Source organism: Pseudomonas sp. AC252 (assembly GCF_979258105.1).
This window is the reverse complement of sequence record NZ_OZ409837.1, coordinates 5,766,652-5,791,773: the sequence shown is the minus strand read 5'-3', so window position 1 is coordinate 5,791,773 and position 25,122 is coordinate 5,766,652. Positions and strand designations below refer to the sequence as shown.

Below are 25,122 nucleotides of genomic sequence, written 5' to 3'. Positions count from 1 at the left end.
CAGAGGCCTTATCGGGGGAATCGGACATGTACCAGCTCTACGGGCACAAGAATTCCGGCGCGGCTGCCATCGAGGCAGCGCTGGAGTTGTGCCAGATCGCTTACCGCTTCATTGATACCGAAGCCAGCGCCGAAGCCGACGAGGCGTTGGGCAAACTCAATCCGCTGAAACAGATACCGACCTTGCAACTGCCGGACGGCAGTGCCATGACCGAAAGTGCGGCGATCCTGATTCACCTGGGCCTGACGTTTCCCAAGTCCGGCCTGTTGCCGAGCAAGGCTGCCGATCGTGATCAGGCGATTCGCGGCCTCGCCTATATCATCAGCAATTGCTACGCAGCAGTCGGCATCATCGATTACCCCGAGCGCTGGCTGAGCACGCCTGACGAAACCGCACGGCAAAACCTGATCGCCGGCACGCGCCAGCGCCTGCACTTCAGTTGGGAGGTGTTTGCCGATCAGTTTGCCGGCGAGCTGTATCTGGATGACGAAACGCCCGGCGCGCTGGATGTGCTGGCGGCCGTGGTGAGCCGCTGGGCCGGCAGCCGCGAACACCTGCGCCAGACCCGCCCGGGCTTTTATGCTTGGCTGCAAAGGATCGACCGGCACCCGGTGCTGGCACCGGTGTTTGAGCGGCATTGGCCGTCTCAGGGCTGACAATGGATCCCCTGTGGGAGCGGGCTTGCTCGCGAAAGCAGTTTGTCAGCCAATGATGTATTGACTGACCCACCGCATTCGCGAGCAAGCCCGCTCCCACAGGGTCAAGTATGAGCGGAAGACCGGAATTTACTCCCCGCGAATATACTGCTCCAGCTGTTTGATCAGCTCGGCCTGTTCAGCAATCGCTTCCTTCACCAGGTCGCCGATCGACAGCAGGCCAATCAACTGGCCGTCTTCGACCACCGGCAAGTGGCGCAGGCGTCTGTCCGACATGATCCCAAGGCAAGTATCGACGGTTTGCCGAGTGTCCACGGTAATCACGTCCTTGACCATGATGTCGCGCACTGGCGTACCGACCGAAGAGCGCCCGTGCAGCACCAGTTTGCGTGCATAGTCGCGCTCGCTGATGATGCCGACCACTTTGTCGTCTTCGACCACCAGCAAGGCGCCGACGTTTTTCTCGGCCATCTTCATCAGCGCTTCGAGCACCATGTGATCGGGTTTGATCTGGTGCACTTCCTGATTTTTCTGATCTTTGAGCTTGAGCAGTTGGGCGACGGTCTTCATGGCGGTTACTCAGGTGTTGTCGTTGTTCATCAAGCATCGTAGACGTAGCCGCGCAGGGCAAGGTGGCAAAGCGGCAGTTAGCGTGCAAAAAACGCCATTTGCCGGAAAAAACATCTTTTTATCGGTAAATGAAGCGTCTGTGGTTAGGGGATTCATCCCCGTTGGCCTGCGCAGCAGGCCCTTTCATTAAAAGCGGGGCCGCTTCGCGGCCAGCGGGGATAAATCCCCTCGCCACAGATAAATCCCTCGCCACAAATGCTGCGTAGAATGGCGTTCTGATTGAAACGTTGAGGTCGCAGTGGTGGATTTACAGCAGGGCTTCGTCCTGACCCGGCATTGGCGCGATACGCCGGCCGGCACCGAAGTCGAGTTCTGGCTGGCGACGGACGCCGGGCCGCGCCGCGTACGGCTGGCGCATCAGCCGTCGGTCGCGTTTATTCCCGCCGCACAGCGAGATGCGGCCGAGCGGCTGTTGCACGACGAAAACAATGTCGAGCTGCGACCGTTGGCGCTGCAGGATTTCCAGCATCGTCCGGTGCTCGGCCTGTATTGCCAGCAGCACGGCCAGTTGATGCGCCTCGAAACCGCGCTCAACCGCGCCGGAGTCGACGTCTTTGAAGCCGACGTGCGCCCGCCGGAACGCTATCTGATGGAGCGCTTCATCACCGCGCCCGTGCTGTTCGGCGGTACGCCGGGTGCTGACGGCGTATTGGTCAACGCCCAGTTGAAACCTGATCCCGGCTACCGGCCGAAACTGCGTCTGGTCTCGCTCGACATCGAGACCACCGAAAACGGCGAGCTGTATTCGATTGCGCTGGAAGGCTGCGGCGAGCGCCAGGTGTACATGCTCGGCGCGCCGAACGGCGACGCCAGCATTGTCGATTTCGACCTCGAATACTGCGATTCGCGCACGCTCATTCTGAAGAAACTCAACGACTGGTTCGCCCGCCACGACCCCGACGCGATCATTGGCTGGAACGTCGTCCAGTTCGATTTGCGCATCCTTCACGAACACGCGCGACGCCTCGGCGTGCCGCTGAAAATCGGCCGTGGCGGCGAAGAAATGCAATGGCGCGAGCACGGCAGCCGTAATCACTATTTCGCCTCGGCAGCGGGGCGGCTGATCATCGATGGCATCGAGTCGTTGCGTTCGGCGACCTGGAGTTTCCCCTCGTTCAGCCTGGAAAACGTCGCGCAGACCCTGCTCGGCGAAGGCAAGGCGATCAACAACCCGTACCAGCGCATGGACGAGATCAATCGCATGTTCGCCGAGGACAAACTGGCGCTGGCCAAATACAACCTCAAAGACTGCGAGCTGGTTACGCGGATTTTCGCCAAGACCGAACTGCTGACGTTTTTGCTCGAACGCGCCAGCGTTACCGGTTTGCCGGCCGACCGCAGCGGCGGTTCGGTCGCCGCGTTCACCCATTTGTACATGCCGTTGATGCATCGCCAAGGCTTTGTTGCGCCGAATCTGGGCACCAATCCACCGCAGGCCAGCCCCGGCGGGTTTGTCATGGATTCACGACCGGGGCTTTACGAATCGGTGTTGGTCCTCGATTACAAGAGCCTCTACCCGTCGATCATTCGCACCTTTCTGATCGACCCGGTGGGCTTGATCGAGGGCCTGCAACACCCGGACGACGCTGACTCGGTAGCGGGTTTTCGTGGCGCACGCTTCTCGCGCACCCGCCATTGTCTGCCGTCCATCGTGGCGCGAGTGGCCGAAGGGCGCGAGACCGCCAAACGCGAGCACAACGCGCCGCTGTCTCAGGCGCTGAAAATCATCATGAACGCCTTCTATGGCGTGCTCGGCTCCAGCGGTTGCCGGTTTTTCGATACCCGGCTGGCCTCGTCGATCACCTTGCGCGGCCACGAAATCATGCTGCGCACTCGCCAGTTGATCGAAGAGCAGGGCCACGCGGTGATTTACGGCGACACCGATTCAACCTTTGTCTGGCTGCGCAGTCTGCACGGTCAGGAAGAAGCAGCGCAGATCGGCCATGCGCTGGTCAAGCACGTCAACGATTGGTGGCGCGCGCATGTGCGCGAGGAATACGGGCTGCACAGCGCGTTGGAATTGCAGTTCGAGATTCACTACAAGCGCTTCCTGATGCCAACCATTCGCGGCGCGGAGGAGGGCAGCAAGAAGCGCTACGCCGGACTCGTCACCCGCGCCGATGGCAGCGAGGAGATGGTCTACAAAGGCCTGGAAACCGTGCGCACCGACTGGTCGCTGCTGGCCCGCCAGTTTCAGCAAGAGCTGTATGAGCGGATTTTTCAGCGCAAGCCGTATCAGGAATACGTCCGCGACTACGTGCGCAAGACCCTCGCTGGCGAGTTCGATGATCGGCTGATCTATCGCAAGCGCCTGCGCCGTACCCTCGACGATTACGAACGCAACGTGCCGCCGCACGTCCGCGCGGCGCGGCTGGCCGATGACTACAACGCCGAGCAGGGTCGGCCCCGGCAGTATCAGAACGGCGGCTGGATCAGCTACGTCATCACCCTGGCCGGCCCGGAGCCGCTGGAGGTACGCCGCGCCGCCATCGACTACGACCACTACATCACCCGCCAGCTGCAACCGGTGGCGGATGCGATTCTGCCGTTTGTCGACGACGACTTCTCAACCCTGATCGGTGGGCAATTGGGCCTGTTTTGAGTCGAGCAATTGCAGCGTCCACTCATCGAGAATGCCGTGGAAGTAACGCTCCAGCGCCTGATGGAACAGACTGTCCTCGGCGCTGAACTGGGCGAACAGGGTCATTGAAGAATGAAATTTAAGGTCATCGGGATGGCCGAAAATTTCTGCTATCGAACGCTGCGACACATTCAGGACCAGTTGCGTGCAGGTGCGCAGCCGCGCCCCGAGCAGTTCGTCGGCCAGGTAGGCCTGGGCTTCCTCGGCTGAACCAATCGCAAAGTGGCGGGCCATTTCACTGCCGCCCAATCCGGCGAATTGCGGAAAGACGAACCACATCCAGTGGCTGCGCTTGTGGCCCGTTTCGAGTTCACGCTGGACCCGTTCGAACACCGGGTCCTGTGCCTGGACAAAACGTTGCAGGTTGTACGGGTCGTGCAGATCTGTGCTTCTCATGGCGAAGCCCTCGCAGTCGGCAGCTCAGACCATCGCCAGCCGCTGCTTGCGTTGTGGCGCCGGGAACACCTTGTCCAGCGCCGCCAGATCCCCGGCGTCCAGTTGCAGCTGCGCCGCCTCGGCATTGAGTTGCACATGCTCCGGGCGCACAGCCTTGGGAATCGCAATCACGCCGTCCTGACGCAGGAGCCACGCCAGTGAAATCTGCGCCGGGGTAGCGTTGTAGCGCCTGGCAATGTCCTGCAGAACCGGCTCGGCGAGCATCGCGCCGCCCTGGCCGATCGGACAATAAGCCATCAGCGGCAGGCGCTGATGCTGGCACCACGGCAGCAAATCGAATTCGATGCCGCGCTCCTCGAGGTTGTACAGCACCTGATTGGTGGCGCAGGCCGAGCTGGACAGTTCTTCGAGATCGTCGACATCGAAATTCGACACGCCCCAACGGCCGATTTTGCCGTCCTCGCGCAGGCGTTCGAAGGCTTCGACGGTTTCCTCCAGCGGATACTGACCGCGCCAGTGCAGCAGATACAGATCGATGTAGTCAGTGCCGAGCCGACGCAAACTGCGCTCGCAGGCTTGCGGGATGCCCTGGCGGCTGGCGTTGTGCGGGTAGACCTTGCTGACCAGAAAGACCTTGTCGCGCTGACCGGCGATGGCTTCGCCGACCACCGTTTCGGCACCGCCCTCGGCATACATCTCTGCGGTGTCGATCAGGCTCATGCCCAGCTCGATGCCGGTGCGCAGTGCCGCCACTTCACGGCTGTGCGCCGAGCGATCCTCGCCCATGCGCCAGGTGCCCTGGCCAATTACGGGAACCCGCACGCCGGCCAACTCAAGGGTACGCATTCAAACCTCCAGGCTTAAAGAGTCGATATCTTTAGTGGGCAGCAGGATAGAGCAAGGGTTCCCATAAGGAAGGGGGAGTCAAGGATGAAACCGGATCAATTGTGGCGAGGGGATTGTGTGGTGAGGGGATTTATCCCCGCTGGGCTGCGAAGCAGCCCCAAAAACCTGCAATAGAACGCTTTCTGTTACAACGCGTGTTGCAGGATCGGGGCTGCTTCGCAGCCCAACGGGGATGAATCCCCTCGCCAGGGGGGCATGGCAGGTTACTTGGTGGAGAACTTGAGGACCACGCTGTGGGCATAAGTCTGCCCCGGATCAAGCCGCGTGCTCGGGAAGTCCGGCTGGTTCGGCGAATCCGGATAGTGCTGGGTCTCCAGGGTGAACGCGCCCCAGTGTGGATAGACCTTGCCGCCCTTGCCCTTGACCGTGCCGTCGAGGAAGTTGCTGGTGTAGAACTGCACGCCCGGCTCGGTGGTGAACAGTTGCAGGACACGCCCGGATTGCGGGTCGCTGACTTCGGTGGCGAGCTTGCTGACATCGCCCTTGGTGTCCAGCGCCCAGTTGAAATCGAAGCCGCCCTGTTTCGGCTCGGCGAATTTCAGCTGCGGATGATCAGCCTTGATGTGCGTGCCGATCGCCGTCGGTTTGCTGAAGTCTATCGGCGTGCCGGCCACAGGCGCCAGCTCCCCGGTCGGGATCAGTTTCGCGGTGACCGGCGTGTAATGGCTGGAGTTGATCATGGCGACTTGCTTGAGAATATCGCCATTGCCGGCGCCGGCCAGGTTGAAGTAGCTGTGATTCGTCAGGTTAAGCACGGTCGGCTTGTCGGTGCTGGCCTTGTAGTCGATGCGCAGTTCGTTGTTGTCGGTCAGGCGATAGGTGACCTCGGTGGTCAGATTGCCCGGGAAGCCCATCTCGCCGTCGGCCGACAGGTAGGTCAGGGTTACGCCCACCGAATCCTTGTCCTTGGTTTCCTTGGCCTTCCAGACTTTCTTGTCGAAACCTTCGGGGCCGCCGTGCAAGGCGTTGGATTTGTCGTTCTGCGGCACTTGATAGCGCTTGCCATCAAGTTCGAAAGCGCCTTCGGCCAGGCGATTGCCGAAGCGGCCGATGGTCGCGCCGAAGTACGCGGTGCCTTTCTGGTAGCCCTGCACATCATCGAAACCCAGCACCACGTCGTCGAACTTGCCGTGCTTGTCGGCAACTTTCAGCGCTTGCAGGGTCGCGCCGTAGGTGATGACAGTGGCTTGCATGCCGTGGCTGTTGCGCAGGATGTACTGTTCAACGGGCGTGCCGTCATTGGTCTTGCCGAAGGCTTTGTGTTCGGCGGTCAGGCCCGCCGCGTTGGCGGAAAGGGTAGCGATCATCAGGGACAGTCCGAGGCCGGAGAGCAGGTGACGGGATTGAAGCATGGTTGACCTTCCTTTTTGTTGTTGTTTTCGTATTGACCGTAGGAGCTGCCGAAGGCAGCGCCTACCTGTCACTAGTCATGCTATTTGAGTAGAGAGAGAAGATTTATAGCGGATTTACCGGTGTTGGCAAGTATAAAGTCCGACTAATTGCCGGGCCGGAAATCACCGAAGGTCGGTAAACGTCCCAGGCACTGCACTTTTTCGCAATCGGTGGCTCTATGCATGGCCAGGATGCGGTGACTCCCGCCGCACAGGAATGTGCCTGTCCGAGATTACATGTCGAGTGTTTTTGCCCTGATCACCGCCGCTCACCGCCGCCCGTGCCTGCTGCTGGCCTGCCTGTTGTCGCTGTTGCTCGGCGGCTGCAGCCACCAGAACGGCAATGGATTTTTCAATCAGATACGTGAAGGGCAGCCGCAGGAATTTCTGCAGACCAGCGTCGACCGCATGGCCACCCTGGCGATGCGCGACAACCTCGACAGCCTTTACCGGCTGATGGGCAAGCTCTATTTGCGCAACCCGGAAGAGCTGCGCAAATCCGGCTTCCTCACCGTCAACGCCGCCGTGAAACAGGTGCGTCTCGCCGTCGAGCAGCAGCAACCGTTGCCCGTGCTGGGCGGGCGCAAGGACCTGGCGGCGCTGAGCTATGCGATGAGCCCGGAGTTCCTCGGCGACCGCGTCGGCGCCTTCATCTACGCGATCGGCAGCATGCTGGTTACCGCCCACGGCAATCGCACCGAGTTCTACATGACCGACGCGATCAACCCGACGTTCGTGCACAACGCCGCGCGCAACATCGAAAAAGCCATGTGGATTTTGTCGCAACGGCAGAACAAGGAAGGCCAGCCATTGCTGTTCTCCAACGAAATCTCGGAGGAGGGCAGCAACCTCAGCTTCGCCACCGAATTCAGCAAAATCGTCGCGCGCCTGGATCTGCTCACGCAGATGCTCGATGAGCGCTATCGCAGGATCGGCCTGAATTACGCGCAGAGTCTGCTGTTCCTGAATTTCTTGCCGGTGCAGTGAGCTGTAGCGCAAAGCTCCCACAGGGATCTACGGTGAGTTCGATATGGCATAACGATAGACCGCATCGATATATGTGGTTATAAGAAAAATCGCTATGCTGCGGGCCAGATTTTTCCTGTCGTTTTTTGGACGCTTGAATGGAATTGGCAAATTTCGGCCTGGTGATTGCCGGGCTGGTAGTAGGGTTCATCGTCGGCATGACCGGTGTCGGCGGCGGTTCGTTGATGACGCCGATCCTGCTGTGGTTCGGTATCAACCCGGCGACGGCAGTGGGTACTGACCTGTTGTACGCCGCGATCACCAAATCCAGCGGCGTCCTCGTTCACAGGAAGAACAAGAATATCGATTGGGCCATCACCGGCTGGCTGACCCTTGGCAGCGTACCGGCCGTGGTCATGACCCTGTGGTTCCTCAGCACCCTGCACACCGCGCCGGACGCGATGAACGCCATCATCAAACAGGCGCTCGGCTTCGTCCTCTTCGCCACGGCCCTGGCAATCTTCTTCAAGAAACGCTTGCTCGAATTCGCCCACAAACGCGCGGGTGGCAACTACAACCCGAGCGGTTCGCGCCTGAATATCATGACGGTGATCACCGGTCTGATCCTCGGCACCATGGTCGCGCTGACCTCGATCGGCGCCGGCGCACTCGGCACCGTCGCCTTGTTCATCCTCTACCCGCTACTGCCAACCCGCCGCCTGGTCGGCACCGAAATCGCCCACGCCGTACCGCTGACCCTCGTCGCTGGCCTCGGCCACGCAAGCATGGGCAACATGGATTGGGGCGTGCTGGGTTTCCTGCTGATGGGCTCGCTGCCCGGCATCTGGCTCGGCAGCCACCTGACCGGTCGCATCTCCGACGAAGTCCTGCGCCCGTGCCTGGCGACGATGCTGGTGTTGATTGGTTACAAGTTGGCGTTCTGAGTCGGCCTGGAGAAAACACTTCCAATGCAGCGGCTGTAGGGATGTGCCGATGATCGCTCGCGCCATGTTGCGCAAAGTTCTCCCTGACCTAAGCTTCTGACAGGGCAATGCCTTTTTGCCAGACGCCGCCGGAACAATCGCCACGATGCGCAATCAGTAGTGCGTGGATATCAAAAGGAGATGCGCATGCTCATCAGGTCCCTGACCCTGACCCTCTTGCTGGCAATCGCCGGCCCCCTGTTCGCCGCCGACAGCGATTCACCCCTGGCCGGGGACGTGGGCCGCGCCCGCCCGCTGATCGTGATTGCGCAAAGCACCGTCGACCCGGTGTGGCTGAGCCTGAAAAAGGCACTGGAAGACCCGGCCAACAAAAAGGGCGTCACCGACCGCAACATCAAGGTCTACACCATTCTCAGCATGTCCGGCCAGCTCGACGGCAAGGACATGGGCCAGCAGGACACCATGGCCCTGCTGCGCTCGCTGAAGCTCGGCGCGGGGGCTTATCCGAAAGTGTTCCTGGTGGGCAAGGACGGCGAAACCAAGCTCTCCGCCTCGGGTGATGAAGCCAAGGCATTGAGCCTGGCGAAAATCTTCGAAACCATCGACGCCATGCCCATGGCCGAAAAAGAAGCCGCCGCTGCGGCCGCCGCACAAACGCCTGCCACCACCGAACCGGAACCGGCGAAAGGCGCGAAGGGCAGCAAGCCGAGCAAACCGGCGAAACCGAGCAAGCCGCCGCAGATGCCGGATGATTGATTGCGCGTTGACTGAATGACGCAAAATCCCTGTGGGAGCTGGCAAAACAGCTCCCACATTTGTTTTGTCAGAACACAACCCGAGGCCGCCAAAAATCCCTTGTAGGAGTGAGCCTGCTCGCGATGGCGGCGGATCAGCCCGCGAATATGTTGCCTGACAAACCGCGATCGCGGGCAGGCTCACTCCTGCAGTTTGACCGGCGCTGCCTGCAAAAAAATGTGCAGGTCGGCATATCACTGGTCATCAAGCATGTACACCAATGCACCTTGTACACGCTCAATGATCATAGGTGAGCGGGTGGTCAATACGAATTGGCAGTTGGGAAAGGTTGCGCTCAATTGCTCGATCAGACCGAGTTGCCTGCGTTGATCGAGGTGCAAGTCGACATCGTCGATCAGCACGATGCCGTCGCCTTGCAACGGATCAGCCAGTGATGGATTAAGCAGTGCCAGACGTCTGGCGATATCGCCAGCCAGCGCGATCATTGATTTTTCGCCTTGAGAGAGTCGGCTCACATCCAGCGATGTGCCCTGCCGGTCGATGGCCATAAACAGGCGCGCTCGGCGCTGCACGCGCAGATTCGTAAACTCCGGCATGAATGCCGCGATAGCCGAGCGAACAGCAGTCAACTGGCTGTCGCGAGCCAAGGCCTTTATTGTGGCAAATTCTTTCCAGACGTCGCTGTCGGTACCGAATCTTTCCGAGATTGCTGTCAGTGCCGAAGCAGATAACCCATCCTCGTTTTCGCTGTCCTCGCGCTCACGAAACCATGCGAAAAAACCGCGAAAATCGGCGCCATCGCTAAAACTGCTGTCGTACGCATCGAGCTGATCGAAGGCCTGTCTGCCGCTGGGTTTCAGCGAGATATCGTTCACACATCGTTCGGCTGGGTAGTAGGCAATCAAGGGGAGTGAGGCGCTGGCATCGGCTGTGAGTCGCGTACGGTAGTGATCGGCAAGCTCTCTGACGTCCCTCAGAAAGCCACGTCCAGAGACCGGGCCGGCTCCTCGCGTGCAAGCGCTACCCCATACGAATAAATGGTTTTCATCATTGGCATTGCCGACAGCAGCCCGTGGGTGAGAGCGATCCGCGACACCAATCGAAATGACGGCTGCCGGGGCGTCGTTCCTGATCTCTTCGTCGGCAAGCTGTCTGCCCTTGCCTTTATCGGAGCGGATTCGCGCAATTAACCAGGTGAGGCACGTGTTCACGGATTTCAGGACAGTGGTTTTGCCCGTGCCGTTGTTGCCCACCAATACCGTGATATTCGATGAATGTGTCTGGGTCGGTGCAAACTCGATATTCAGATCGCCAAAATGTCCGACGTTCGAGAGTTTGAAGCTTTGGATTTCCATGGACTGCGCCTTTTGAGCGGTACTCGGATTGCGGGAAAGATGTGAAGTTTAGACACAACGATTTCATCCGCTAATCAAAACTCGTTGCAGCATGTGCCTGCCGAAACGTCTGACGCCAACCCCTTCAAATCCGGTGGACTTTTCCTGCAAGACGCGGCGGCAGTCGTGAACTGGTGCGTTGTGACGCAGAGGAATAACCTCTTTTGGCCGCTGAAAAACACAGTGGTCGGATGTGGAAGTCCGGTGATTCCCGAGCGCGCATTGCGCCTGTAAACACATGTTGGTGGTTTTTATGCCAACATTGTTTGCTTATGGCAGCTATGCGCAGGAGCACTCTTGAGTGCACCGGGTTCCTCGGGTTTCCCCGGACTTCCACACCTGCGCAAAGCTGCCACCCTCTCGTGGAAGTGAGTTCGGCAGTTTTTTCTTTAAATGTCCCGAGGGTTTATTTATGAAAAAACACACTCCAAATCCCCCGAATCGCCCATGGATTCAAGCTCCTTCGACTCCAATAATCCGCGTCTGCGCCACCCCGGCCAACCCGATCCCATTAGCCACGTCTTCACCATTCTCCCCGACATCGACACGGCGACACTGCTGAGCCATGCCTGCGAAACCCTTGCCTCACTGAACGTACTGACCACCGATCTGGCCTGCGAGTTGAGCGGTGCGCAGCGCAGCCTGACGTTGTCGATCCAGCAATTGGCGGTAGTCGGAGAACTGTTGGTCAACCGCGCGCTGGACAATCTCGATTCACCCGCAACGGCGACTCAGCATTGAACAGGGAGGTTCTACCATGGCGCGCTACATACCCATCACCGGGATTGACTGCAAGATCCCCTGTCTGCTGATCGACAGCGAAGCTCCACTGGATGTTCTACACGGCACTGCGGCGTATCGCTTGCGCTGCGTAACGCAATTACTGGAAACCCTGGCGCTGGGTGACGGCAAGGGCCACGACGCCTTGTTGCTGCAGGATCTGGCCCGGGTCTCGGCGACCGTGCTGCGTGACAGTTGCGACCTGATGGATGTCATCGGCTGGAAGTTGCGGGCGCAGCTTTAAGCGCTGAAACAAAAAGATCGCAGCCTGCGGCAGCTCCACTATTAACCGAGTAAAAACCCGATCCTGTAGAAGCTGCCGCAGGCTGCGATCTTTTGCTTTTTAATCCGCCAACGCCGCAAAAACCGTGTGCGCAATCTTCACCCGTTCGACGTTCGGGTAGTTTTTGTTGGCAAGAATCACGATGCCCATGTCCCGCGACGGCACAAACGCTACATACGCGCCAAAGCCTCGTGTAGAACCGGTTTTGTTGAACAGCACATTGGCCGGTTCAGTTTGCGGTGGAGTCAGCCACTCGACTTTGTGCGGTTCCATGGCCATTGGGGTCGAGTTGCCGTTCTGCAGTTTTTCCAGACTGATCGGGTAGGTGTAGCGCTCCCAGCCCAGGCCTTGGGTCATGTCGCCGACGCGGTAATAACCGATGTGGGTGTTGGCGATGGCTTGGTGCAGATCCGGCGCGAGGCTGGCCGGTTTCAGCTGTGCCTGAACGTAACGCAGCAGGTCGGCGGCGCTGGTTTTGATGCCGTAGGCTTCGGCGTCGAGGGCGCCGGGGCTGACGCGTACCGGTTGGTCGGCGCTGTCGTAGCCTTGGGCGTAAAGCTTCGACTGCGCTGCCGGCACGCTGAGGAAGGTGTGCTGCAAGCCGAGTTTCGGCAGCAGGGTTTGCGTCATGGCCTGCTCGAAGGGCTGGCCGAGGCTTTTCGCCGTCAGGTAGCCGAACAGGCCCAGGCTCGGGTTGGAATACAGGCGATGGCTGCCGGCGGGAAACTGCGGTTTCCATTGTTGGTAATAGCCGAGCATCTTGTCGGAAGAATCTGCCTCAGCGGGGAATTGCAACGGCAGACCCCCAGCACTGTAGGTGCCCAGTTGCAGTACGCTGATATTGTCGAAAGCGCTGCCCTTGAGCTCAGGCCAGAGCTGGCTGGCCTTGCTCGACAGGTCGAGTTTGCCTGTGGCCTGGGCGTAACCAGCGAGGGTGGCGGTGAAGGTTTTACTCACCGAGCCGACTTCGAACAGGGTGTTTTCGCTGACCTTTTTTCCGGTGTCTTTCGCGGCGACTCCGTAGTTAAAGTAATGCGCCTGGCCGTTCAGCGTGATCGCCACGGTCAGCCCCGGGATGTTGTTTTGCTGCATCACCGGGGTCACGGCTTGGCTGACCAGTGCCTGCAATTGCGCATCGCTCGGCGTGACGGCATGACTGGCAGCGCTGACGAAGAACAGGGTGAAAGCACTATAGAAAAAGGCCTTGCTCGGTTTTAAGAAACGCATGAGTGAATCACTCTCCATGAGTGTCGATTGTTGTATCCCGCTACACTGCGGGTGATTTTTCATCGGATGGCCGATCAGCGCGGCCAATTTAGGCACTTCGCCGGCCCTCGACAAACGATGAAAACTCGCACGAGCCATTAGAAAAATTTGAGGCAACGCATGATTCGACCGCAACTGCCGCTCAACGCTCTGCGCGCGTTTGAAGCCTCGGCGCGCCACCTGAGCTTCACCCGTGCTGCCGTCGAGCTTTGTGTGACGCAAGCGGCGGTGAGCCATCAGGTCAAAAGCCTGGAAGCGCAACTCAACCTGACCCTGTTCAAACGCCTGCCCCGTGGGCTGATGCTGACTAGTGAAGGCGAAACCTTGCTGCCGGTACTCAGCACATCATTCGATCATATTGCGCAGATGCTCGAGCGTCTGGCCGGTGGGCAGTATCGCGACATGTTGACGGTCGGCGCGGTGGGCACGTTTGCCGTGGGTTGGCTGTTGCCGAGGCTGGCGGACTTTCGCGGGAAACATCCGCTGATCGATTTACGTCTGTCGACGAATAACAACCGGGTCGATGTGGCGGCAGAAGGACTGGATTATGCGATTCGTTTCGGCGCTGGCGCCTGGCATGGCATCGAGGCGACACGCTTGCTCGATGCGCCGTTGTCGGTCTTGTGCGTGCCGGAGATTGCCCGGCAACTGCGCTCGCCGGCTGACTTGTTGCAGCAGACCTTGCTGCGTTCCTATCGCACCGATGAATGGCCAGAGTGGTTTCACGCGGCAGGTTTGGCGACGCAAGCCGCGCCACCGCAAAGCATCGTGTTCGATTCGTCGCTGGCAATGATGGAAGCCGCACTGCAGGGCGGCGGGGTGGCGTTGGCGCCGCCGCTGATGTTCGCCCGGCAACTGGCAGCAGATGCGATTTGCCAGCCGTTTGCGATCGAGATCACCACCGGCAGTTACTGGCTGACGCGGTTGCAATCGCGAGCGGAAACGGTGGCGATGAAAGCGTTCAAGGCGTGGTTGCTGCAAATTTCTGCCTGACACAAAACCCCTTGTGGGAGCGAGCCTGCTCGCGAAAGCGGTGTATCAACGACAGCACTATCGACTGACCTGACGCCTTCGCGAGCAGGCTCGCTCCCACAATTGCAATCAGCGACGCCTGCTAGATCACCGCACCAGACACGGCCGCTTGTTATCGAATTTCCACCCCGGAATCAGGAACTGCATTGCCACGCTGTCATCCCGCGCGCCGAGGCCCATGCCTTTGTACAGTTCGTGGGCCTTGGCCACTTGATCCATGTCCAGCTCCACGCCCAGCCCGGGTTTTTTCGGCACCTGCACGAGACCATCGACAATCTGCAGCGGTGCCTTGGTCAGGCGCTGGCCGTCCTGCCAGATCCAGTGGGTGTCGATGGCGGTGATCTCGCCGGGTGCGGCGGCGGCGACGTGGGTGAACATGGCCAGGGAAATATCGAAGTGGTTGTTGGAATGCGAGCCCCAGGTCAGGCCCCACTCGTGGCACATCTGCGCGACGCGTACCGAACCCTGCATGGTCCAGAAGTGCGGGTCGGCCAGCGGGATGTCCACTGACTGCAACTGAATCGCGTGGCCCATTTCACGCCAGTCGGTGGCGATCATGTTGGTCGCGGTTTTCAGCCCGGTGGCGCGGCGGAATTCAGCCATGACTTCGCGCCCGGAATAACCGTTTTCGGCACCGCACGGGTCTTCGGCGTAGGCGAGTACGTGGTGCTGATCGCGGCACAGACGAATCGCCTCTTTCAGCGACCAGGCGCCGTTCGGGTCGAGGGTAATCCGCGCGTCTGGGAAGCGCTCGGCCAGTGCCGTCACCGCTTCGATTTCGGCATCGCCACTGAGCACGCCGCCCTTGAGTTTGAAATCCTTGAAACCGTACTTGGCGTGCGCGGCCTCGGCCAGGCGCACCACTGCTTCGGCGGTCATGGCTCTCTCGTGGCGCACACGGAACCAGTCGTTGTCGGCATCCGGTTCGCTGCGATAGGCCAGATCGGTTTCGTGTTGATCGCCAACGTAAAACAGATAACCGAGCATCTTCACTTCGTCGCGTTGCTGGCCTTCACCGAGCAGCGCCGCCACCGGAACATCGAGGTGCTGGCCGAGCAGATCGAGGAGAGCGGCTTCCAGGCCGGTGACCGCGTGAATAGTGATGCGCAGGTCGAACGTCTGCAGGCCACGGCCGCCGGCATCGCGGTCGGCGAAGGTCTGGCGCACCTGGTTGAGAATCTTCTGGTAGGTGCCGATGGGGCTGCCGACCACCAGATTGCGCGCGTCTTCCAGGGTCTGGCGAATGCGCTCGCCACCGGGCACTTCGCCGACGCCGGTGTGGCCGGCGTTGTCCTTGAGGATGACGATGTTGCGGGTGAAAAACGGCCCGTGGGCGCCGCTCAGGTTGAGCAGCATGCCGTCGTGACCGGCCACCGGAATGACCTGCATGTCGGTGATGATCGGAGCTTTGGCGGTATCGTGAACAGTCATTATTGTTTTCCTTGTCGAGACGAAGTCAGGCGTGTTTCGGCGCGGCGTCGGCCACGGCTTTTTCAGCAGCGGGTTTTGGTGTGGTGCGCGCGGCGAAGACGATGATTGCGGCGATGATCGAGGTCGCGGCCAGACCATAGAGGCCGCCCTGAATTGAGCCGGTGTGTTGCTCCAGCAGGCCGAAGGTGGTCGGCGCGACGAAGCCGCCGAGGTTGCCCACCGAGTTGATCAGCGCGATCACTGCCGCCGCGATACGCGCATCCAGATAAGCCTGGGGAATCGGCCAGAACAGCGACGAGGCGGATTTGAAACCCAGTGCCGCAAAGCAGATCGCGACGAAGGCAAAGATCGGCCCGCCCGTGGTGGACATGAACATGCCGGCTGCGGCGATCAGCAGCGCCGTGGCGACCCACGCTTGCTGATGCTTCCACTTCGCCGACAGCGAGGCGAAGGCGTACATGCCGACGATCGACAGCAACCATGGAATCGAATTGAACAGGCCGACCTGCACGTCGCTGAGTTCGCCCATCTTCTTGATGATGCTCGGCAGCCAGAAGGTCGCGGCGTAGATAGTCAGCTGAATGAAGAAGTAGATCAGGCAGAACAGAATGATCTGCCGGTCCTTGAGCAGTTTGCCCAGCGACGGTCGGATCGGCGTCGCGGCTTCGCGGGCCTTTTGCTCGTCGTCGATGGCGCTGACCAGCGCATCCTGTTCGGCGCGGCTCAGCCATTTTGCGTCGTGGGGTTTTGCATCCAGCCAGAACCAGACAAAGACGCACAGGCACACCGAGAACATCCCCTCGATGAAGTACATCCACTGCCAGCCGTGCATGCCCAGGCCATTGATCTGCAGTAGCAGGCCGGACAGCGGACCGGAGATCAGCGAGGCCACGGCCGAGCCGCTGAGAAAGATCGCGATCGCCTTGCCACGCTCGACGCCTGGCAGCCAGCGGGTGAAGTAATAGATTACCCCGGGAAAGAATCCGGCCTCGGCGACACCGAGCAGGAAACGCAAAATGTAGAAGTGGGTTTCGTTCTGGATGAACGCCATGCAGGCGGCGACTATGCCCCAGGTGAACATGATGCGGGTCAGCCAGATGCGTGCGCCGACTTTTTGCAAGAGCATGTTGGACGGCACTTCAAACAACGCGTAACCGATAAAGAACAGCCCGGCGCCGAAGCCGTAGGCGGCAGCACCAATGCCCAGATCGGTTTCCATGTGCGTGCGGACGAAACCGATGTTCACCCGGTCAATGTAATTGACGACGAACATGATCACGAAGAGCGGCAGGACGTGGCGTTTGACTTTGGAGATGGCTGAGGCGAGCGTCGGATCGACGCTTTCCTGCATCCCCGAGATGGAGGTTTTCACTGATGTTTCTCCCACTGATTATTTTTATGCGGGTAGGTCTGGGTGCTGCGTTGTTGATAGACATCATACAACCGCGCTTTTTTGTCCTACAAGTGGGCGGAGGTGATTAAATTCTTATGAGTGTTCTGATTTTTATACGAAAATTCGGTTATACGCCTTATTTATTGGGCGATTGGCAAGCATGATGGGGCGCCACTTTGGACTTATGGCTGGGGGTGGGCGTAGGCAGGCCGCTCAACAGACCTGAGTTAATTGAGTGTTGTCATACAAGTTGTGGGGGCTCTCAACCGCTAAAATCAATCTCAACCGTCATCCCGCAGTGCTACGATCGGCAAGCCCCGATCTCCGGAACCGACCATGCAAGAAGACCTCGACGCCCCCGCGCGCAAACGCACACACAACCTCGCTCATGACCTGGTGGAAAAACTCACCCAGAGCATCCTGCTCGGACACATGTCGCCCGGTGACAAGCTACCTTCGGAGAACTCGATCGTGCAGGAGCACGGGGTCAGCCGCACGGTGGTGCGCGAGGCGATTTCCAAGTTGCAGGCCTCCGGGCTGGTCGAGACGCGCCACGGCATCGGTACCTTCGTGATCGAGCGCGCAGCGGAGCAGGGCCTGCGCCTGAATGTCGACACGGCGCTCGGTGTGCGCAGCATCCTCGAATTGCGCATGGGTCTGGAGACGCAAGCGGCGGCGTTGGCCGCGCAGCGACGCAGTGAGCAGCAGTTGCAGCAAATGCGTCAGGCACTGGATGACTATCAGCGGCTGCTGGCCAACAACGACAGTTGCGTGGAGGCCGATCGGCGTTTTCATCTGTTGATCGCCGAGGCCACCGGCAACGCTTGTTTCAGCGAGATCATGCAACACTTGGGCAACGCGATGATCCCGCGCAATCGGCTGAATGCCGCCGAACGCGGCGCGGCGGATCTGAGCAAGCTCGGACACTTGGCGAATCTGGAACACGAGGCGATTCTGAATGCGATCAAGCGTCAGGACGCCGATGCCGCCCGCGCCGCCATGTGGCTGCACCTGACCAACAGTCGCGATCGCTTTATCGCCCAGGGCTGATGCCGCTGGTCTGATCTACCGCACGCCCTCGACATCCGCGCTTCCAAGTAATACGTCCTGGATAATCCGGGCCTGTATTGTGAGGTGCAGCATGGCTGATGACGCACTTGTTCCCGGTGGCATGGCGCCCACCGACCAGACCCGCCCCGTATCCGGCACCGACGAGCCGACGCTGAGCGATCACGATGCGCCGCCGGGGATGGACCCGGGGCGCGATCCACTGAGCGATGCCGACCGTCCGGACGACTGGAAGGATCCGCCGGATGACGACGATGTACCGCCGGCGGATGAGCCGACACCGTTGTCGGATGATATGCGCTGAGGTCTGGATTTTTCGCGAGCAGGCTCCCACAGGGAATTTGCGTCATCCACTGTGGGAGCGAGCCTGCTCGCGAAGACGGCATCGGATTCACAGCAGATTCACGCCTTGCTCTCAGCTGCCCGAACGACCCCAGGCCCACGCTCCAGATTCAACGCCAACACACTGATCAACACCACCACCGCCCCCATAAGTACCATCAACGTCGGCCGTTCCCCCAATCCCCACGACGCGATTCCCATGGCCGTCGGCGGTATCAGATACAAAGTCATCGTCGCCCGACTCAAATCCACATGCTTGAGCACGAAGCCCCAGGCCAGATACGCCAGAGCGCTGGGAAACATCCCCAACATCAGCACCGCCCACTGCGCACGCGCCGGCGCCTGCATCACGGCGTCAGCCAGCCCCGGCAGATAAATCAGCAACAGCAACGTCCCCGACCACACCGCGTAGCAGCCCAGGCTGAAACCGTCATACCGCCGCGCATGATGCTTTTGCAGGGCGAAATAGATGCTCCAGGAAAGCGCCGCCAACAAAATCAGCAAGCCATGGGCATCGATAGCGCCCAGGCCTCTATCGCCACTGACCACGATCACCACGCCGACAAATCCAAGCAACACGCAACCCCAGCGCCAGATGCTGACGCAGTCCTTGAAGACGAATCGCGCCAGCAGCGTGCTGAACAACGGGCTCGATTGCGCCAGCACGCTGGAAGCCCCGGCACTGATGTTTTGCTGGCCGATGTTCAGGGCGACGTGATGCAGGCTGACGGCAAAGAAGCCCAAGGCAAACAGCAACGGCACATCGCGCCACTGCGGCAGGCGAATGCCCTTGACGATGGCGATCAGCGCCATCAACAGCGAGGCCAGCAGAAAACGCAGCAAGGCCAGATGTCCGGGCTCATACCCTTGCAAGCCGATGTGAATGCCAGTAGGCGAATAGCCCCAGCAGCCGATGACAAACGCCATGGCCAGGATAATTTTGCAGTTAGAAGTTGAAGTCATGATCGAGGCACCAAGGCAGTGGATGCGCCGAGTATCCGGGCGCCCGATCATTCGTCACAACTGACTTATACTGCGCTGACTGTTCACTCAGAGTGATGATTATGGAGCTGGCGCAAATCCGCATGTTCAAGACCGTGGCCGAGGTCGGCAGCATTGCCCGGGCCGCCGAAAAGCTGTTCTGCGTGCCATCGAATATTACTGCGCGGATCAAAGCGCTGGAGGCCGAGTTGGGCGTGGCGCTGTTCTTGCGCGAGGGGCGCGGGTTGCGCATCAGCCCGGCGGGGCAGACCTTTCTGGTTTATGCGGAAAAGATTCTGGCGCTGACCGTCGAAGCCAAACGCGCGCTCGACCCGGCCGCCGAGCCGTCCGGACCGCTGCGTATTGGCGCGATCGAGTCCTCGGCGACCGGGCGCTTGCCGCGCCTGCTGGCGAAATTCCACAAGCGCTACCCGCAAGTCGCACTGGAACTGACCACCGGAACCTGGAGCCAGTTGCTCGACGACACTGTCAACCATCGTCTCGATGGCGCGATCGTGGCGGTGGATGTCGAACGTGCGCAGCTCAAACGTACGCCGATGTATCGCGAGGAGTTATTGCTGATCGCTTCGACGTCATTCGCACCGGTGCGTGACATCGCGGATCTGCAAGACAAAACCGTATTCATGTGGCCGCAGGGGTGCCCGTACCGCGCGGCACTTGAGCATTGGTTGCTGCGTCAGGGGCAGGCGCTGCCGATTGTCAGTCTGGCCAGTTACGGAGCGATTGTCGGCTGCGTCAGCGCCGGTGCCGGGGTGGCGCTGGTGCCCAAGGGCGTGTTCGAGCAGTACGCCAAAGGCGCGGGCTGCGTGGGTCATGAATTTGCCGAACTGACGGCGATCGAGAATTTGTTTTACTGGCATGAGAATGCAGGCGTGCACCCGGCGCGCGAGGCGTTTGTGGCGATGTTGCGGGAGGAGTTTGCCGAAGCAAGGTTGCGACAGTGATCGTTGTCGGATGATAGGTGCTGAGGTCTGGTGTTTTTTGCTGAGTTCGCCGGCCTCTTCGCGAGCAGGCTCGCTCCCACAGGGAGTTTGTGTCATCCACTGTGGGAGCGAGCCTGCTCGCGAAGACGGCATCGGCTTCACCAGCAAATCACGGCCATGCTGCGATTGCCAGACAGGATCGCCAGTCAACCAACTCGCAAATCCCGCATCAACAACCCAAAGCGCAAGTCCACCGCGTCCGGTATCGGCACGTACACCGTATGCCCGTCCCCCGGCGCCACTTTGATCGCTTGGCCGCTGACACTCTGCAACTCATGCAGATCAAAATGGAAATTGCCCTTGGGCGTCATCAGTTCCAGATGATCGCCTACGGCAAAACGATTCTTCACTTTCACCTCGGCCAGGCGATCCCGGCGCTCGCCGGTCAGCTCGCCAACGAACTGCTGACGCTCCGACACGGAACTGCCGTGCTGGTAGTTCTGATATTCGTCATGCACATGGCGGCGCAGAAAACCTTCGGTGTAGCCGCGCTGGGCCAGCGACTCCAGATCCAGCATCAGGCTGCGATCAAACGCGCGCCCGGCCACCGCATCATCTATCGCCCGGCGATACACCTGCGTGGTGCGTGCGCAGTAGAAGTGCGATTTGGTCCGGCCCTCGATCTTCAGCGAATGCACGCCCATGCGCGTCAGCCGCTCGACATGCTGCACGGCGCGCAGGTCCTTGGCGTTCATGATGTAGGTGCCGTGTTCGTCTTCGAAGGCTGGCATCAATGCCTCGGGCTGGTTGGTTTCCTGCAACAGAAAGACCTGGTCGGTCGGTGCGCCGAGGCCTAGCGTGGGCTCGGGTTGAAAGGTCTGGACGATCTCGCCGAGCTGGTTTTGCGTGGCTTCCTGCGCCGTGTATTTCCAGCGGCAGGCGTTGGTGCAGGTGCCCTGATTGGCATCGCGTTTGTTCATGTAACCGGACAGCAGGCAGCGCCCGGAATAGGCCATGCACAGCGCGCCATGCACGAATACTTCCAGCTCCATGCCTGGCACCTGCTCGCGGATTTCACCGATTTCTTCCAGGGACAGTTCGCGCGACAGAATGATCCGGCTCAGCCCCTGTTGCTGCCAGAACTCGACGCTCGCCCAATTCACCGTATTGGCCTGCACCGACAGGTGAATCGGCATCTGCGGATAATGCCGGCGCACCAGCATGATCAGGCCCGGATCGGACATGATCAGCGCATCCGGGGCCATCTCGATCACCGGCGCCAGGTCCTTGAGGAACGTCTTCAGTTTGGCGTTGTGCGGGGCGATGTTGACCACCACGTAGAAGCGCTTGCCCTGCGCCTGCGCCTCTCGAATGCCCAGCGCCAGGTTGGCGTGGTCGAATTCGTTGTTGCGCACCCGCAGGCTGTAGCGCGGCTGGCCGGCGTAGACCGCATCGGCGCCGTAGGCGAAGGCGTAACGCATGTTTTTCAGGGTGCCGGCGGGGGCGAGAAGCTCGGGGGCAATGAGAGTCTGCATTTGGCTGTCGGTCGCAAAAGCCGCGCAGGGTAGGGCAGCTGTTGCGAGGGTTTATTGATCTGGATCTATGCTCCATGAATAAACATGGCACTCGCGCGCGCGGCGGCTGACTAAGTGGGGCGGGCGTGCGTGACGCCTGACTGACATGGACCGGATATGAACGAAAAGAGTCTGCAATTCAAATCCCTGACAGTGCTGCTGGTGCTGGTCACGGTGGCCTTTATCTGGATTCTGCTGCCGTTTTACGGCGCGGTGTTCTGGGCTGTGATCCTCGGCATTCTGTTTGCGCCGGTGCAGCGCAAGGTGCAGCTGAAATTCGGCTGGCCACGCAACGTGACCTCGCTGTGCACCTTGAGCCTGTGCCTGGTGATCGCGATTCTGCCAGTGATCATCGTCAGCATCCTGCTGGTGCAGGAAGGCGCGACGGTTTACAAGAACATCGAAAGCGGTGAGTTGGACATCGCCGCCTATCTGGCGCAGTTCAAGCACAGCCTGCCGCCGTACTTTCAGCACTTGCTCGACCGCTTCGGCATGGGCGAACTCGACAGCCTGCGCGAGAAAATCGTCAAAACGGCGATGCAGGGCAGCCAGGTGCTGGCGACTCAGGCGTTCAGTTTCGGCCAGGGCACGTTTGAATTCGTGGTGAGCTTTTTCATCATGCTGTATCTGCTGTTTTTCTTTCTGCGAGACGGCCCCGAGCTGGCGCGCAAGATGCGCACCGCCGTGCCACTGGAGGAAAATCACAAGCGTCGCCTGCAACTGAAGTTCAACCGCGTGGTGCGCGCGACGGTCAAGGGCAACGTGGTAGTGGCCGTGACCCAGGGTGCGCTGGGCGGGCTGATCTTCTGGTTTCTCGACATTCCCAGCGCGTTGCTCTGGGCGGTGCTGATGGCGTTTCTGTCGCTGTTGCCAGCAGTGGGCGCGGGGATTGTCTGGGCGCCGGTGGCGGTGTACTTCCTGCTCAGCGGGATGATCTGGCAGGGTGTGGTGCTGGGCTTGTTCGGCGTATTCGTGATCGGCCTGGTCGACAACGTGCTGCGCCCGATCCTGGTGGGCAAGGACACGAAAATGCCCGATTACCTGATTCTGGTGTCGACCCTGGGCGGCCTCGCGGTCTTCGGCCTCAACGGCTTTGTCATCGGGCCGCTGATTGCCGCATTGTTCCTGTCGAGCTGGGCGCTGTTCGTCGAGACCAAGCCCAAGGTGCAGCTGCCTTAGGCATGAAACGTGTTGCTGGCGACTTGTTGCGACAAGGCCTGTGCTGCTGGCAAGGAGGTGAGCGGGCCGCTGATCGGCTCGCCATCGCGCACCAGATACCAGCAAGCGAGCAAACCGGATGCACGCAGCGAAGCGGGAACTGCGCTGCCGATCACCGACATGATTTGAACCTGTGCCATGGGAAAACCCTCCATCAAACTGATGGGGCTACCTTAGGGATTTGCCGGCACGACGGACAATCAACGCTTTCGATAGTGGTCATTGATGCCAGTGAGGTCTGGCCTCATTCCACCACTTGATCGAGCATGTGCATGACTTCGCGTTCATTGAGCAGGCCCTTGTGCACAAGGTTTTCGGCGAGCAGGGACAGCAGCTTGGCGCAGCGATGGCCTTCCAGGTGCTTGAGCTCGGTGAGCGCGCTGTAGACCTTGCTCGAGGTGCACAGACCAACGATGCGGTGCGGGTTTTGGGTGGGCATACAGTCGTCCTTGTTGTTATCGATCTGTTGTTTACGGACGGATTCAGATTGCGGTTCCGTCATGACAAAGTGGTGACCGTTTGATGAAAAAAAGCGCAACGGTCGATTCCATCATGCCGACTTTAGCTGCTCACACTGTCCTCACAGCGACCTCGGCGCGATTTTTTCAGACCTTCGCCGACCAGCGGTCATAGAAAAGCCCCGCTCGAAAGCAGGGCTCTGTGTTGCGCTTACCAGCGTGGACCACCGTAGTAACCGTGTGGGCCGCCGTAATAGCCGTGGGGCCGACCGTAATAACCGCGAGGCGGGCCGTAATAGACCGGGGCCGGCTGTACGTAAACCGGTTGCTGCACATACACCGGCGCCGGTTGGTAATAGACCGGTGGTGGCGGTTGCTGCACGTAGACCGGTTGCGGCTGAACATAAACCGGCTGCTGCTGCACGTACACCGGCCGATCCTGGTTGATCAGTGCCGAGCCGATGATGGCCGAGCCGACGATCGCGCCAAACACTGCAGGGCCCTGCCAGCCATGGCCACCACCCGCTTCAGCCTGGCCGGTGACGGCAAGTGCGCCAATCAACAAAGCCATGATGGGAAGTTTACGAATCATGATAAGTCCTCGGTTCTTCGACCCGGCGGCTGGGCCTGAACCAGGCCCACAGTTGTCGCGGGGATACAGCTAAGACAGCAAATTTGCGAAATTCAGCACAGCCGCTGGGTAAATTTTGTGTAAGGTCTGTAGCGGCTTCTTTACCCGGCTGCGCGGCGCCACAAACAAGCCTGAATGATGATCCAGAACCCGGTGGGCTGGCCAATCCCGTCCATCCGAAAGTGCGTTTGAAGGAGAAGTTTCATGCAGATGAACCCGAACAAAGACACCCAACTGTGCATGTCCCTGTCGGGGCGGCCGGGGAATTTCGGTCTGCGTTTTCACAACCATTTGTATGAACAGCTGGGCCTGAATTTCTATTACAAGGCATTCAGCAGCCAGGACCTGACCGGCGCGGTCGGCGGCATCCGGGCACTGGGCATTCGCGGCTGCGGCGTGTCGATGCCGTTCAAGGAGGCCTGCATTGCGCTGGTCGATGAGCTGGATGCGTCGGCGGCGGCGATCCAGTCGATCAACACCATCGTCAACACTGGCGGCCACCTCAAGGCCTACAACACCGATTACATCGCCGTCGCGCAATTGCTGGAAAGCCACGCGGTGCCGAAAGATTCGACCTTCGCCCTGCGTGGCAGCGGCGGCATGGCCAAAGCGGTGGCCAGCGCCCTGCGCGATGGTGGGTACAAGAACGGTTTGATTGTCGCCCGTAACGAACGCGCCGGCCGCGCCCTGGCGGATTCGCTGGGTTATCGCTGGCAGGCCGAGCTGGGTGACGAGCGCCCGCAGATGCTGATCAATGTCACCCCGGTAGGCATGGACGGCGGGCCGGAGGCGGGGCAACTGGCGTTCGAGCCTGAAGTGATCAAAGCGGCTGAGACTGTATTCGACGTGGTGGCGATTCCGTCGGAAACACCGCTGATCGTGCGTGCGCGGGCCGAGGGCAAGCGAGTGATCACCGGGCTTGAGGTGATCGCGATTCAGGCGCTCGAGCAGTTTGTGCTGTACACCGGGGTGCGGCCGAATGAGGCGCAGTTTGCGGCGGCGGTGGCGTTTGCGCGTAGCTGATCGGGTTTGAAGTGGCGT

The 25,122-nt window shown here is 60.1% G+C and carries 26 protein-coding genes; 13 read left to right on the top strand and 13 right to left on the bottom strand.

All coding sequences use genetic code 11. The features are described 5' to 3' along the window. The first annotated feature begins 26 nt into the window (after positions 1–26). On the top strand, positions 27–656 hold the full coding sequence (locus ACZZZ4_RS26285; RefSeq protein WP_463549176.1) for a glutathione S-transferase N-terminal domain-containing protein: 630 nt from the start codon (positions 27–29) through the stop codon (positions 654–656). A gap of 129 nt (positions 657–785) precedes the next feature. On the opposite strand, the gene ACZZZ4_RS26280 is transcribed toward ACZZZ4_RS26285, so the two are convergent. Then, a complete protein-coding gene (locus ACZZZ4_RS26280) occupies positions 786–1,226 on the bottom strand; it encodes a CBS domain-containing protein (protein ID WP_039763416.1) in 441 nt (146 codons plus the stop codon). Between the two features lie 301 nt (positions 1,227–1,527). On the opposite strand from ACZZZ4_RS26280, the gene ACZZZ4_RS26275 reads away from it, so the two are divergent. Further along, positions 1,528–3,888: a DNA polymerase II gene (locus ACZZZ4_RS26275; RefSeq protein ID WP_463549175.1), complete on the top strand. Its 2,361-nt coding sequence runs from the start codon at positions 1,528–1,530 to the stop codon at positions 3,886–3,888. Here ACZZZ4_RS26275 and ACZZZ4_RS26270 read toward each other — a convergent pair. The 3 genes from ACZZZ4_RS26270 to ACZZZ4_RS26260 all read right to left on the bottom strand — a co-directional run bounded on the left by ACZZZ4_RS26270 (position 3,853) and on the right by ACZZZ4_RS26260 (position 6,581). Next, the gene (locus tag ACZZZ4_RS26270; protein WP_463549174.1) at positions 3,853–4,323 is read right to left on the bottom strand and encodes a DUF1810 domain-containing protein; all 471 of its coding nucleotides are present in this window, start codon (positions 4,321–4,323) and stop codon (positions 3,853–3,855) included. The two genes, ACZZZ4_RS26275 and ACZZZ4_RS26270, sit on opposite strands and share 36 nt — an antisense overlap. Positions 4,324–4,347: 24 nt before the next feature. Beyond that, positions 4,348–5,169, bottom strand: coding sequence for an aldo/keto reductase (locus ACZZZ4_RS26265; protein WP_463549173.1), 822 nt, complete (start codon positions 5,167–5,169; stop codon positions 4,348–4,350). Between the two features lie 263 nt (positions 5,170–5,432). Then, positions 5,433–6,581: an aldose epimerase family protein gene (locus ACZZZ4_RS26260; RefSeq protein WP_463549172.1), complete on the bottom strand. Its 1,149-nt coding sequence runs from the start codon at positions 6,579–6,581 to the stop codon at positions 5,433–5,435. A gap of 276 nt (positions 6,582–6,857) precedes the next feature. On the opposite strand from ACZZZ4_RS26260, the gene ACZZZ4_RS26255 reads away from it, so the two are divergent. The 3 genes from ACZZZ4_RS26255 (at position 6,858) to ACZZZ4_RS26245 (ending at position 9,286) form a co-directional block, all read left to right on the top strand. Next, positions 6,858–7,607, top strand: coding sequence for a hypothetical protein (locus ACZZZ4_RS26255; protein ID WP_463549171.1), 750 nt, complete (start codon positions 6,858–6,860; stop codon positions 7,605–7,607). Positions 7,608–7,744: 137 nt separating this feature from the next. Continuing rightward, positions 7,745–8,530 (top strand): sulfite exporter TauE/SafE family protein, encoded by a 786-nt coding sequence (locus ACZZZ4_RS26250; RefSeq protein ID WP_463549170.1) that lies wholly within the window; start codon positions 7,745–7,747, stop codon positions 8,528–8,530. A 186-nt stretch (positions 8,531–8,716) separates the two neighbouring features. Then, positions 8,717–9,286 (top strand): DUF4174 domain-containing protein, encoded by a 570-nt coding sequence (locus tag ACZZZ4_RS26245; RefSeq protein WP_415762020.1) that lies wholly within the window; start codon positions 8,717–8,719, stop codon positions 9,284–9,286. 233 nt (positions 9,287–9,519) lie between these two features. Here ACZZZ4_RS26245 and ACZZZ4_RS26240 read toward each other — a convergent pair whose 3' ends face one another. Next, entirely contained in the window at positions 9,520–10,641 is a 1,122-nt protein-coding gene (locus ACZZZ4_RS26240) for an AAA family ATPase (RefSeq protein ID WP_463549169.1), read from the bottom strand. A gap of 486 nt (positions 10,642–11,127) precedes the next feature. On the opposite strand from ACZZZ4_RS26240, the gene ACZZZ4_RS26235 reads away from it, so the two are divergent. Together ACZZZ4_RS26235 and ACZZZ4_RS26230 are read left to right on the top strand one after the other, a co-directional pair. Then, positions 11,128–11,421 carry a DUF6124 family protein gene (locus tag ACZZZ4_RS26235; RefSeq protein ID WP_336353623.1) on the top strand — a complete coding sequence of 98 codons (294 nt, stop codon included), beginning with the start codon at positions 11,128–11,130 and terminating at the stop codon, positions 11,419–11,421. A gap of 16 nt (positions 11,422–11,437) precedes the next feature. After that, on the top strand, positions 11,438–11,704 hold the full coding sequence (locus ACZZZ4_RS26230) for a hypothetical protein (RefSeq protein WP_463549168.1): 267 nt from the start codon (positions 11,438–11,440) through the stop codon (positions 11,702–11,704). 99 nt (positions 11,705–11,803) lie between these two features. Here the strand turns inward: ACZZZ4_RS26230 and ampC are convergent, their stop codons facing one another. Next, entirely contained in the window at positions 11,804–12,970 is a 1,167-nt protein-coding gene (gene ampC, locus ACZZZ4_RS26225) for a class C beta-lactamase (protein WP_463549167.1), read from the bottom strand. Between the two features lie 159 nt (positions 12,971–13,129). Between ampC and ACZZZ4_RS26220 the strand changes: the two genes are divergently transcribed. Continuing rightward, complete coding sequence (locus ACZZZ4_RS26220; protein ID WP_463549166.1) at positions 13,130–14,002, top strand: LysR family transcriptional regulator; 873 nt, start codon at positions 13,130–13,132, stop codon at positions 14,000–14,002. A 126-nt stretch (positions 14,003–14,128) separates the two neighbouring features. Here ACZZZ4_RS26220 and gudD read toward each other — a convergent pair whose 3' ends face one another. Both gudD and ACZZZ4_RS26210 read right to left on the bottom strand, forming a co-directional pair. Then, on the bottom strand, positions 14,129–15,472 hold the full coding sequence (gudD, locus tag ACZZZ4_RS26215; RefSeq protein ID WP_310406501.1) for a glucarate dehydratase: 1,344 nt from the start codon (positions 15,470–15,472) through the stop codon (positions 14,129–14,131). A gap of 25 nt (positions 15,473–15,497) precedes the next feature. After that, complete coding sequence (locus ACZZZ4_RS26210) at positions 15,498–16,844, bottom strand: MFS transporter (protein WP_463549165.1); 1,347 nt, start codon at positions 16,842–16,844, stop codon at positions 15,498–15,500. Positions 16,845–17,201: 357 nt separating this feature from the next. Between ACZZZ4_RS26210 and ACZZZ4_RS26205 the strand changes: the two genes are divergently transcribed. Beyond that, positions 17,202–17,915 (top strand): FadR/GntR family transcriptional regulator, encoded by a 714-nt coding sequence (locus ACZZZ4_RS26205; RefSeq protein WP_463549164.1) that lies wholly within the window; start codon positions 17,202–17,204, stop codon positions 17,913–17,915. A gap of 91 nt (positions 17,916–18,006) precedes the next feature. Then, on the top strand, positions 18,007–18,237 hold the full coding sequence (locus tag ACZZZ4_RS26200) for a hypothetical protein (RefSeq protein ID WP_129999607.1): 231 nt from the start codon (positions 18,007–18,009) through the stop codon (positions 18,235–18,237). A 98-nt stretch (positions 18,238–18,335) separates the two neighbouring features. Here the strand turns inward: ACZZZ4_RS26200 and ACZZZ4_RS26195 are convergent, their stop codons facing one another. Next, a complete protein-coding gene (locus tag ACZZZ4_RS26195) occupies positions 18,336–19,238 on the bottom strand; it encodes a DMT family transporter (protein WP_463549163.1) in 903 nt (300 codons plus the stop codon). Between the two features lie 101 nt (positions 19,239–19,339). Between ACZZZ4_RS26195 and ACZZZ4_RS26190 the strand changes: the two genes are divergently transcribed. Next, on the top strand, positions 19,340–20,221 hold the full coding sequence (locus ACZZZ4_RS26190; protein ID WP_463549162.1) for a LysR family transcriptional regulator: 882 nt from the start codon (positions 19,340–19,342) through the stop codon (positions 20,219–20,221). Between the two features lie 185 nt (positions 20,222–20,406). On the opposite strand, the gene trhP is transcribed toward ACZZZ4_RS26190, so the two are convergent. Next, a complete protein-coding gene (trhP, locus tag ACZZZ4_RS26185) occupies positions 20,407–21,735 on the bottom strand; it encodes a prephenate-dependent tRNA uridine(34) hydroxylase TrhP (protein ID WP_463549161.1) in 1,329 nt (442 codons plus the stop codon). 156 nt (positions 21,736–21,891) lie between these two features. Here trhP and ACZZZ4_RS26180 point away from each other — a divergent pair, with 156 nt between their 5' ends. Continuing rightward, on the top strand, positions 21,892–22,953 hold the full coding sequence (locus ACZZZ4_RS26180; RefSeq protein WP_039763392.1) for an AI-2E family transporter: 1,062 nt from the start codon (positions 21,892–21,894) through the stop codon (positions 22,951–22,953). On the opposite strand, the gene ACZZZ4_RS26175 is transcribed toward ACZZZ4_RS26180, so the two are convergent. The 3 genes from ACZZZ4_RS26175 to ACZZZ4_RS26165 all read right to left on the bottom strand — a co-directional run bounded on the left by ACZZZ4_RS26175 (position 22,950) and on the right by ACZZZ4_RS26165 (position 24,042). Continuing rightward, positions 22,950–23,132, bottom strand: coding sequence for a hypothetical protein (locus tag ACZZZ4_RS26175; protein ID WP_016770690.1), 183 nt, complete (start codon positions 23,130–23,132; stop codon positions 22,950–22,952). The two genes, ACZZZ4_RS26180 and ACZZZ4_RS26175, sit on opposite strands and share 4 nt — an antisense overlap. A 104-nt stretch (positions 23,133–23,236) precedes the next feature. Beyond that, positions 23,237–23,431, bottom strand: a complete 195-nt coding sequence (locus ACZZZ4_RS26170; RefSeq protein ID WP_016770691.1) for a hypothetical protein — start codon at positions 23,429–23,431, stop codon at positions 23,237–23,239. A 230-nt stretch (positions 23,432–23,661) separates the two neighbouring features. Beyond that, on the bottom strand, positions 23,662–24,042 hold the full coding sequence (locus tag ACZZZ4_RS26165) for a hypothetical protein (protein WP_024013471.1): 381 nt from the start codon (positions 24,040–24,042) through the stop codon (positions 23,662–23,664). Between the two features lie 243 nt (positions 24,043–24,285). Between ACZZZ4_RS26165 and ACZZZ4_RS26160 the strand changes: the two genes are divergently transcribed. Then, positions 24,286–25,104, top strand: coding sequence for a shikimate 5-dehydrogenase (locus ACZZZ4_RS26160; protein WP_039763390.1), 819 nt, complete (start codon positions 24,286–24,288; stop codon positions 25,102–25,104). Positions 25,105–25,122: the final 18 nt, after the last annotated feature.